Source organism: Moraxella sp. RCAD0137 (assembly GCF_002894025.1).
In the GTDB taxonomy this organism is placed as follows: Bacteria; Pseudomonadota; Gammaproteobacteria; order Pseudomonadales; family Moraxellaceae; genus Moraxella; species Moraxella porci.
In genome coordinates, this window is the sequence record NZ_LTCC01000001.1 from 540171 (window position 1) to 549960 (window position 9790).

Sequence of the window (9790 nt, forward strand, 5' to 3'; positions counted from 1 at the left end):
TGGATTTTGGATCGCTTTGATTTTGATAAGAAGTCAATACAATCACCCACAAAAAAAAACGATGCCACAGAAGTAGCATCGTTTTGTTCACGATCAGATCGTGATTAGAAGCGGTAAGTTACACCAACTTTAGCGATTGGGAACCAACGCGCATAGTCTTTGTCTTCGATATCGCGTTCAGCTTGTTCAGCGTAAGCTTTTTGAGCAGTTGGTGACAAAGTGCCATCACCATTTACAGCGGTAACAGTCGCATCAGTTTTACCTAGATATGCTGCACCTAGCTCACCAAATACACCCCAGTTGTTGTGTAGGTTTGGACGGAAGCCAACAGTCATGTAAGGAGCAAGTTTGTTGCGATGCTCAACAGTACCTTCAAGTGTACCCAAAGCTTTAGCAGATACATCTTGACCACCGATACGATAAATAGCGCCATTGGTGCTGTCAACAGGGTTAGAACGAACTTGGATATCGTTGTCAGGTACGATGATACCAGCACCAACAGTGAACCAGTTCGCAGCAGGACGCATTTGAACGCCTAGGTATGGGTTAGAAAAATCAGTTTCAACTTGATAGTTTACGCCGTTAGCGTCAAAGTTGTCGTTTACAGCTTCAGCGATGTCGCCACCAGCCCAACCAGCTTGTAGCTCAACAGTGTCGTTCACTGCCCAAGCAATGTTCGCACCATAACCCAAAGTACCAACTTCAGCGCTTACCGCCGCTGGCTTAACCAAGGTGCTGAAAATGGTACGAGTACCATCAACAACCGCTGCACCTGTGTCAGTCACAACATTTGCCATCGCAGAAGTAGATAGTAGAACTGCAGCAGAAACTACAGATAGTTTTACAGCTTTCATAGCTTTCTCCTAAAAGCGATGTACCCAAACCCAAAACTGCATCCAAGTACATCTTGTTATTGATGGTTACATTTTAATACGATTTCTCGTGTAATGTCACCCCCGTTTTTATGGTGTTTATATGTCTTTGTGTAAACAATGGTTGAGAATTGTACAACCTTTGCGTGACCAGACAGAAAGTTGTTAGCATTGTTACAATTTCTTACAATTTATCAATGCCAACCACGACACCACAAAAATTCCGCCTATTCTATCATAACTCTGCCAATTTTTCACTGCTTGCCACAGTTTTTTGTGACTGATTGGCTCATTATCAGCTGATACAGTCTTTTTATTCACGCATATTGCGCAGATCATAGGTTCTAAGCTTGATGACTGACGCGGTGATGCCGTCAACTTCTGCAGGATCGTGTTGATAAACTGATACCAGCCATTCAGCGGCAACCAATTTATACCGCACTCCCTGATCGATCAGACAGCTGGCGATATAAGCATGCAGCAGTGACTCATTCAGACAAGGCTCGGCTGCCGCCCTATGCTGCGCTGCAATGCCATACATCAATACATGACGATGCCGGGCTAATACTTTGTGTGATTCATCAGCCGCAGTGATATGAATGGCGTCATTGACTTTGGTCAGATAATGTAAATAATGATCCTCACCCACAGGCAGCGCATAGGCCACCTGCCACACATAGCCCAAGCTGTGCGCCGGACAGCCTGTCTTGGGTAAATCATGATGGCCATCACTGATGCCGACACCAAAACTGCGCCAGCCATCGCAGCTTTTGACCATAGGATAATGGCTTTCGGGCTGAGAGTTGATCAGCATTGTCAGCCAGCCATCAGGTCGATCGGTGATCATCGTTGATAACTCATGCTCAGACTGCTGCCAACTTGATGCCAGCGCTGTATCGGCAGCAGCGTATAAGGATTGCTGCTCATGATGATAGATGGCGCTGCGTGCATCCACAGCATTTTGGTTCAGTAGCAGCACAGTGGCACCGCTGATCAGTAAGATCACCACCAGCATCATCAATAGGACAAAGCCTGCTTGGGCTGATGGCTGTCGATGGTTTCCAAAAAGCTTGGTCATCAGCATCACTCCACAGGCAAGCTTAAGTCAGCTGCACTCAAGGTGCCAGCATTAACAAAGCTGATCTGCAGCTGATATAGCTTACGCGGTTTATCATCTGTTAATGACAGCCGCTGATCAAATATTGTCACATTGTTTTCAGCATTTGCATCTGATAACTCTTGCGCCAAGATGGCAATCTGCACACCATCAATAAGCATCCCAGACTGCACCTCATTCATACGCCCAACCTGCACAGATTGCGCTTGCTGGCCGATCCAGCGCACCCAAAATCCCTCAATCTCAGACAGCATCAGCTCTCCTTGATCACCAAGACCACGAACCTGATTGGCACGGCGCACGCCTCTATCCGTCACAGCGCGATCGATAATGGCACTGGTATAAGCACTGCCAAGCCCGCGTCGATCACGAGTACTGTCTCGCTCGATCTCATCGGTGACATAGCGCGCCGCATCACAACGAAGTGCCAACGAGCCATCAGCCTCTTTATTGACAAAATACCGCTCGATCACCACTTGCCCATCAATCAGCGCCATCTCACCATTGGTCAAACGCGCACGCCGAGGGCCTAAAACCACGCTGCCTTCACAGTCAAGCATGTCAGCAGGCGCCACATAACGCACGGTGAGCTGATCAGAGGCGATGGCAAGATTACTCGGATGTCTGCCAGCACTGGACAGATGCTTGGTATCGATGCCTGTCAAACCATGCAACTGCTCGCGATCCCACAGCAGTGCCTGTGGCTGTGATGTTATGCCCAGACCCGCCAGTCTAAGCTGCTCATTCAGGCTTGCCACGCCATAAATTTGCTGGTCGATCATCACAGCCATCGACTGTGCTTGCAGCGTCGTTTTTGCTGATTGGGCATAAAATCCGACAGCCAAAAGCACCACCAGTGCGCTCACCAGCAGCGCTACCGCCAGCTCCATCAGACTCATGCCCTGCTGTGTATGAACTTGTCTCACAGCCCACCCATCATGATGCAGTTGTTAAGTTTATCATTGACAGCTCTTACCATCAGATGCGGGCAGTTATTCAGTAGGCCACTGGCTTGATCGCCCCATGCCGCCACCCAGCAGCGCCCTGTCGCACAAGTTGTGACTGATAAAACAATCTTTGATCTGCCAGCCGACTGCGCCGAACGGATCGCCAAACTTCGTGCCAACTCTTGAGGTGTGCAGCCCTGATGACAATTAATAATCGCTGCATTGGCTGTGCGCTGATAAGCATCGATACCGCCATCTGCTGCTTGGGCGATTTGTCTTAGTGTCTGTGCATAACTGTCTTTTTGGCTGGATGAGAACGATCGGATGGCATGATAATCGTTGCTCATCAGCTGTATCGCTTGGGTGTGAAATGCAGCATCAGTGCTTGTGATCATAAGCCTGCCTTGCACCGATAAAAAACCCATCGCCACGATCGACAATCACAACAAGGCCACCAAAGCTTCAATCAAGCCAAAACCGCGCTCGTCCACGCCATGATGTCTATGCAGTGTCTTACTCATGCACGATCAAGCCCAAAATCCGCGCTACCATGCGCCAGACAGACAGAGATGATGCGCAGCTTTGGTGCGTTACTAATTAGTAGTCTAGCTGCACTTGCCACGGTCGAACCTGTCGTCACCACATCATCAAAAATAATCACCTGCCGTGTCGGTACGGCGCTAGTCAAGTAAAAATCCGATTGAGTGTTGGCCAGTCGCTCACTGCGATTGAGTCCCCGCTGATGACGCACACCATCATGACGAGCCAGCCCCTGCCATAAGGGCAGCTGCCAGTGCCATGATAAGAATTTTGCCAAGATCAACACAGGATTAAAGCCGCGCACACGGATGCGACTGCTCGTCGTCGGTATCGGTAAAATCACCGTGTCTTTGGCGGTGCATCCGACGGGTTTGGGCAGTTTTGCAAGTACTGCATATAGTGCCAATAATGCGTGCAGATTCTCATGATCTTTAAAATTTTGGATCAAGTGGTTCATCGGATATTGATAATAGCTAAGCGAAAATAAGCGCACATGACTTGATGCCATATCTGATGGCAAGGATGGACTTAGGGGAATCTTGACAATCAGTGGCAGCAGTGGGATGAGTGATTGGCAATGCTCACATATCAAATCGAGCATCGAGCTGCCATGATGAGACTGGGCGCAGATCACACAGTCGTGACGAAATCTGGCCAGCCACAGCGCACTGTGATGATGCAGCCATCGCGCCACCGCAAGCTTAGTGGTGTTCGATGGTCGATGGCTGATGGCAGAGCTGATATGAGATATGGGTTTCAATGCGCAATCCTTTGCCAATCATGCTGTCGTAATCGATGGCATCGGTGGTGGTCGCGATGCCAAAACATCTATTTACAGCCCCATCCAGTCATTTAGCATCAAACCAAAACCGATGCCAGTGGATTCATGATTATAATCAATCAAAGACTGACCATAGCCTTGGAACAGCTGCACATAGCCGCTGACGCCTTTGCCCAGCGGTCGCACATAATCCAACTGCAGCGCGCCTTTTCCAGATTTAGGGTTATAGCGCACCGTGCCTGAGACATTGCTATCATCTTGTAGCTGGTACAAGAAACGCACATCGCCATAGCCATAATAATCCAAAATGTCAGGATTATCATCTGGTTGTAGATCATTGCCCTCTTTTAGGATGCGCCCCCACAGGCGCGGCATGACGGTCAATCGACCCCATTCCATGCCTGCCAGCAGATAAGCGCGATTCCAAGAGCGCGATAAGTTGTCACTCTCACCATTAGAATGATGCACCGCACCTGCCCCGATCATGCGCAGCTTACCACCCCAAGGCAGATCAGAATACACTGGCTGTGTCAAAAAAATCTCTGGCTGATAGTCATGCACACGAAACGGGCGCGAGTTATCCTCATTATATACCTGCCAATGCGACTGCTGAGTATAGCCCACCCACAGATCTGCATCCGTACCCAGCAAATCCTCAGCTGCTTTTACCTTAACCGACAGCTGAAATTTAAGTTCAGGCGCTCGAAATTCATTACCCGTAAAATGCTCAACCTCGTGGTTTGGTGTGCTTGGGTGGCGGTTTGGTTTACCATTGACAAACAGCGGCAGTACATACATCGGATTGTGTGGACGCGTCGACCACAGCGGCGTATTATTGCGATCCAAATCAAAAGATAAGCTAAGTGGCGTGTATTTTTTGGCCACGCGCTCAATGTTCTTGGCATCTTCATCTGATAGGCCGCCTTGCTCATCACCCGAGAGTGTCACGCTTGGCGCGGTGTCGCTATATACCACCTGGGGATTGCCTTTGATGGTTTGCCAAATGGTCTCACCCAAACGGATCGGGCGTTTATTTTCGATACTGTTTGGTACATCACCGCCTGCCAAAGTATCATAGCAAGCCAAACGCATGGCATCTTGTGTGAGGGTTGAGCAGCTGACGAGCAGTGCTTGCTGATCTGGCTTTTGTGCGCTGTCTGCTGTCTGAATGCTGGCTGCTTTAGTATCAATAACTGTCTCATCGACAAGCTTTGGCTGACTAGGATGCACCTCGATTTTGGTGGTCAGCACTGCCGCTTGGGTCAATGTGGCATCAGGATTGTTTTCAGTTTCTTCAATAAAAGAAACGGGATTGGGAACAGCATGCGCCTGCTGCATCTGCAGGATGCTTAAGCATGCCAATACAGAAGCTGACAATGCAGACAACGAAAGTTTGGTGGTTTTCATGAATCATTACTCGATGGGTGCTGCCAAATCAAGATGGCCTAGGCAGCGGATAAATCTCATTATAATAGCATATCCCGACAAGCAAGCAAAGCATCAACACTGCATTAACCGATCAGCACCATCAGATCACGGCATACAGATGCTGACAGGCTTATTGATAGCGCTGATTTTGGTGCAAAATATACCCATCTTGATGGCGCGCTGCAGGGTCATGATGCGTCCAATGTACCACACCACCTTGATCGGTGTATTCGTATTCACCATAAAACTCAACCCAGTCGCCTTTTTGTAGCGCATCGATGCGCGGTGCCAAGTCAATGTTATGGGCGATTAACACGGTTTGATCATGACCATCGAGATTGACGATGAATTTTTGATGACGACTGCCTTTAAGATCGTCTTTTAATAAGGCGCGAACCGTACCGCAGCCAGCCACTTGCACATCAGAGCGTGCATTGTGAAAACTTTGATTGATCAGCTGATTGTTGCAGCGCGCCGAGACATCGTTGGCGCTCCTAGATGCTGCATTTTGTGCTTTAGAATCGGTGTCGCTTGGCTGACAACCGCTTAATGCGATCAGTACAGCTGCCATAGCCATCAAAGGCGTGCGCTTTATGTTATCAATATAGTGCATTGATTTGATCCTGTTGATTGATCGTCTTTAGCCATCAGCCATACGAATGCTGACTTTACGACTTTGGATGGATTTGCCTTCCAGCACTTGCTTGGCTACCGCCATCTCTTTATCATCGCCAAAACCTGAAAAACGATACTCAAGCCCACGATCTTTGATGATTAGCCAAGCGCCATCAATGCTCACTTCAGCGGTCTCAGATAGGGTTAAGGATTTATCATCAATGGCAAATCGCTTGGGCGTAAGTCTTAACTCACCAACGCCAAACACATGACGGCGTTTCGCCTGATGACGCTTGATATTAAATCCAAACATCGCCACCGCAAACACAAATAATGAGCCGATGGCGTACTCAACAGGCATGGTAAAACACACCACAGCCACGATCACCCCAAGCACAAGCAGTCCCACTGACCACCAAAACAACGGATCGCCGCCTTGTCCTGACAGCTGAATGCTGACGCCATCCTCATTGACCGTCAGCATCTTACCAGCCTAGCGCTTGTTGCTGTGCTTCGATGATTTGGCGGATGCCTGATTCAGCAAGACTCAGCATACTATCAGCTTCGGCTCGGGTGAATGGCTTATCTTCTGCCGTGCCTTGAATTTCGATAAAGCCACCCGCTTGGGTCATCACCACATTCAGATCGGTATCGCAGGTTGAGTCTTCGGCATAGTTGAGATCCAGATACGCCTTGCCATCTTTGATGCCAACCGACACCGCACCGACCAAGCCCAGTAGCGGATCTTGGGTCAGTTTCTTTTCTCGTTGTAGATATTCTAGCGCATCAATCAATGCCACCGCAGCGCCTGAGATGCTTGCCGTGCGAGTACCGCCATCGGCTTGGATGACATCACAGTCGATATGGATGGTATTCTCGCCAAGCTTGGATAAATCCAGCATCGCGCGCAGACTACGACCAATCAGACGCTGAATCTCTTGGGTGCGGCCTGACTGCTTACCACGAGCCGCTTCACGCTGTGTGCGAGTACCTGTGGCGCGCGGTAACATACCGTATTCGGCAGTCAACCAACCTTGTCCTTGACCCTTAAGCCATCTTGGCACGCCTGCTTCGACACTGGCTGTGCAAAGCACTTTGGTATCACCAAAGCACACCAGCACCGAGCCTTCGGCGTGCTTGGTGTAGTGGCGAGTAAAGCTGATTGGGCGAAGTTCGTTCAATTGTCTGCCATCAATACGCATAATAATCTCTTTTGGATGATAAAATTTATCTTATTTTAACAAGTTATCCCCAAAAACACAAAACAAAAACCCGCCATCGTTTGATGGCAGGCTTTTGGGATAATTATCTACTTATTTGCTTTCTTCAAGCTTACGCAAGTCCTTACGCAGAATCTTACCGACATTTGATTTGGGTAGCTCGCTGATGAACTCGATGTATTTTGGACGCTTGTAGCCAGTCAAGTTTTCTTTTGCCCACGCGCGCACTTCTTCGGCAGTCAGGCTTGGATCTTTTTTGACCACAAAGATTTTTGGCACTTCACCGCTGTGCTCATCTGACACACCAATGACGCCACACTCTAGGATTTTTGGATGGCCAGTCATCACATCTTCGACTTCGTTTGGATAGACATTAAAGCCCGAAACCAAAATCATGTCTTTTTTGCGGTCAACAATCTTAATAAAGCCCTTGTCATCCATCACACCGATGTCACCAGTGCGAAAATAGCCATCATCAGTCATCACTTTGGCAGTCTCATCAGGACGATTCCAGTAGCCTGGCATTACCTGCGGGCCTTTGGCACAGATTTCACCTGGCTCACCCATTGCTACTTCATTACCATCATCGTCTAGCAGCTTGATGTCTGTCGCTGGGAATGGAATGCCGATTTTGCCAGTGTAGCCACCTGGTGGGTTTAAGGTCAAGACAGGGGAAGTCTCAGACAAGCCATAACCTTCAATGATGTAGTTACCCGTCAGACGCTCCCATGCTTTGGCAGTATCAGATAGCACCGACATACCACCGCCCAAGGACAGCTTTAGATTGCTGTGGTCAAGTGCGCGAAAACCCTCATCATGCACCAAGCCATTAAACAGCGTATTGACCGCAGGAAAAAAGGCGGGACGGTATTTGGCATAGTCTTTACATACCGCTTTAAAGTCCCGCGGATTGGTGATGAGCAGCATGCTAAAGCCCATTTTCATGCCCAAAAGACCACACGCTGTGAACGAAAAAATATGATACAAAGGCAATGCCACGGCGATGTATTGACCCGATAAGTCTTTTTCAGGGAAGACTTTGCCCACAAAAGGCATACACTGCTCAACATTGGACGCAAGATTGGCATGGGTGAGCATCGCACCTTTGGCGACGCCTGTCGTACCGCCTGTGTACTGCAAGACGGCGATGTCATCAAGGGCAAGCTGCGGACGGTTGTAGCCTGATGCTGGTACTTGATTGAGCGCTTCTTTAAAGCTGATATGCCCTGGGATATTCCACGATGGCACCATTTTTTTGACATGACGCACCACAGCATTGACAATAAAACCCTTAAAGCCAAGCATATCGCCAAGTGTCGCCACAATGACATGCTTAACTTGCCCTTTGTTGGCGACTTTCTCAAAGGTCTGAGCGAAGTTTTCAACGATAAATAACGCCTTAGCCTCGCTGTCATTCAACTGATGCTCAAGCTCGTGCGGCGTGTAGAGCGGATTGACATTAACCAGCGTCAAACCTGCACGGACAACACCAATCATCGTAATCGGATATTGCAAAATGTTTGGCATCATCACCGCCACTTTATCGCCCTTAACCAAGCCCAAAGACTGCAAATAAGCAGCAATTTGACGGCTATAATTATCCACATCACGATAAGTCAAAGACGCATCCATGCAAGTAAAAGCAACCTTATCGCCATGCTCAGCAAATGCCTGCTCAAAGACATCCACAAGCGAATTTACATTGCTTGGTAAGCTAAAATCAAACTCAATGCCGTGTTCTTGGTAAGTCTTATACCATGGGCGGTCGGTGGGGATGGTGAAATTTTGTGCGGTCATACTACTTCCTTATGTCTAAAAATCCATCATTTGATACCATGCCGTACACGATGACTCAAATATCGCATACCTCTTAAATCTATCATAAGTTGGTCGGCATGACAAGAATGTTGGCGAATTTTTTAAGAATACAGTTGTAAGCTATTACACCATGTTTTGGATAATTTTCCAAGTAAAATCAATCAAAACCGCCAAAATATTGCAAAATTTTACAAATCAATCGAAATGCCCCACCATCTAAGAGACCAAAAAAAAGAACACCGTATAAGTGAACCGCACCCCAAAAGTGAACCGCACCCCAAAAGTTAGACAACCTTTGGGGTGTTTTTATGACCAAATACACAATGGACTTTAAACTTGAAGTCATTGATCATTATTTAACAGAGCATAGTTACCACAGCACAGCCAAATCGTTTGGTCTGAAACGTTGTATCGTCCAAAACTGGGTGAGACTCTACCAAACTCATGGTATT

Annotated in this window: 11 protein-coding genes; 1 reads left to right on the plus strand and 10 read right to left on the minus strand. The window is 48.0% G+C overall.

Annotation, left to right across the window (positions count from 1 at the left end):
* Nucleotides 1–104 precede the first annotated feature (104 nt).
* The 10 genes from AZ602_RS02440 to AZ602_RS02485 form a co-directional block, all read right to left on the minus strand.
* On the minus strand, nucleotides 105–854 hold the full coding sequence (locus tag AZ602_RS02440) for a hypothetical protein (protein ID WP_103033508.1): 750 nt from the start codon (nucleotides 852–854) through the stop codon (nucleotides 105–107).
* Nucleotides 855–1185: 331 nt separating this feature from the next.
* Nucleotides 1186–1950: a hypothetical protein gene (locus tag AZ602_RS02445; protein WP_146025212.1), complete on the minus strand. Its 765-nt coding sequence runs from the start codon at nucleotides 1948–1950 to the stop codon at nucleotides 1186–1188.
* Nucleotides 1951–1955: 5 nt separating this feature from the next.
* Nucleotides 1956–2915, minus strand: coding sequence for a pilus assembly protein PilW (locus tag AZ602_RS02450; protein ID WP_103033510.1), 960 nt, complete (start codon nucleotides 2913–2915; stop codon nucleotides 1956–1958).
* Nucleotides 2912–3331 carry a pilus assembly protein PilV gene (locus AZ602_RS02455; RefSeq protein WP_103033511.1) on the minus strand — a complete coding sequence of 140 codons (420 nt, stop codon included), beginning with the start codon at nucleotides 3329–3331 and terminating at the stop codon, nucleotides 2912–2914. Before AZ602_RS02455 ends, AZ602_RS02450 begins: the two co-directional genes overlap by 4 nt.
* A gap of 122 nt (nucleotides 3332–3453) precedes the next feature.
* Entirely contained in the window at nucleotides 3454–4236 is a 783-nt protein-coding gene (locus AZ602_RS02460) for a ComF family protein (RefSeq protein WP_103033512.1), read from the minus strand.
* 72 nt (nucleotides 4237–4308) lie between these two features.
* The gene (locus AZ602_RS02465) at nucleotides 4309–5664 is read right to left on the minus strand and encodes a phospholipase A (protein WP_103033513.1); all 1356 of its coding nucleotides are present in this window, start codon (nucleotides 5662–5664) and stop codon (nucleotides 4309–4311) included.
* Between the two features lie 151 nt (nucleotides 5665–5815).
* Complete coding sequence (locus AZ602_RS02470) at nucleotides 5816–6298, minus strand: DUF3465 domain-containing protein (protein WP_078316716.1); 483 nt, start codon at nucleotides 6296–6298, stop codon at nucleotides 5816–5818.
* A gap of 27 nt (nucleotides 6299–6325) precedes the next feature.
* Nucleotides 6326–6784 (minus strand): hypothetical protein, encoded by a 459-nt coding sequence (locus AZ602_RS02475; protein ID WP_103033514.1) that lies wholly within the window; start codon nucleotides 6782–6784, stop codon nucleotides 6326–6328.
* Nucleotide 6785: 1 nt separating this feature from the next.
* On the minus strand, nucleotides 6786–7502 hold the full coding sequence (rph, locus tag AZ602_RS02480; RefSeq protein WP_078316714.1) for a ribonuclease PH: 717 nt from the start codon (nucleotides 7500–7502) through the stop codon (nucleotides 6786–6788).
* Between the two features lie 111 nt (nucleotides 7503–7613).
* Complete coding sequence (locus AZ602_RS02485) at nucleotides 7614–9317, minus strand: AMP-binding protein (protein ID WP_103033515.1); 1704 nt, start codon at nucleotides 9315–9317, stop codon at nucleotides 7614–7616.
* Between the two features lie 344 nt (nucleotides 9318–9661).
* Here AZ602_RS02485 and AZ602_RS10375 point away from each other — a divergent pair.
* Nucleotides 9662–9790 (plus strand): helix-turn-helix domain-containing protein (locus tag AZ602_RS10375; RefSeq protein WP_227525150.1); only part of this gene is annotated, 129 nt, incomplete at its 3' end.

Coding starts and splice junctions, on each gene's coding strand:
- AZ602_RS02440 (WP_103033508.1), bottom strand. CDS start 854: ATGAAAGCTGTAAAACTATCTGTAGTTTCTGCTGCAGTTCTACTATCT.
- AZ602_RS02465 (WP_103033513.1), bottom strand. CDS start 5,664: ATGAAAACCACCAAACTTTCGTTGTCTGCATTGTCAGCTTCTGTATTG.
- AZ602_RS02475 (WP_103033514.1), bottom strand. CDS start 6,784: ATGCTGACGGTCAATGAGGATGGCGTCAGCATTCAGCTGTCAGGACAA.
- AZ602_RS02445 (WP_146025212.1), bottom strand. CDS start 1,950: ATGACCAAGCTTTTTGGAAACCATCGACAGCCATCAGCCCAAGCAGGC.
- AZ602_RS02455 (WP_103033511.1), bottom strand. CDS start 3,331: ATGATCACAAGCACTGATGCTGCATTTCACACCCAAGCGATACAGCTG.
- AZ602_RS02485 (WP_103033515.1), bottom strand. CDS start 9,317: ATGACCGCACAAAATTTCACCATCCCCACCGACCGCCCATGGTATAAG.
- AZ602_RS02470 (WP_078316716.1), bottom strand. CDS start 6,298: ATGCACTATATTGATAACATAAAGCGCACGCCTTTGATGGCTATGGCA.
- rph (WP_078316714.1), bottom strand. CDS start 7,502: ATGCGTATTGATGGCAGACAATTGAACGAACTTCGCCCAATCAGCTTT.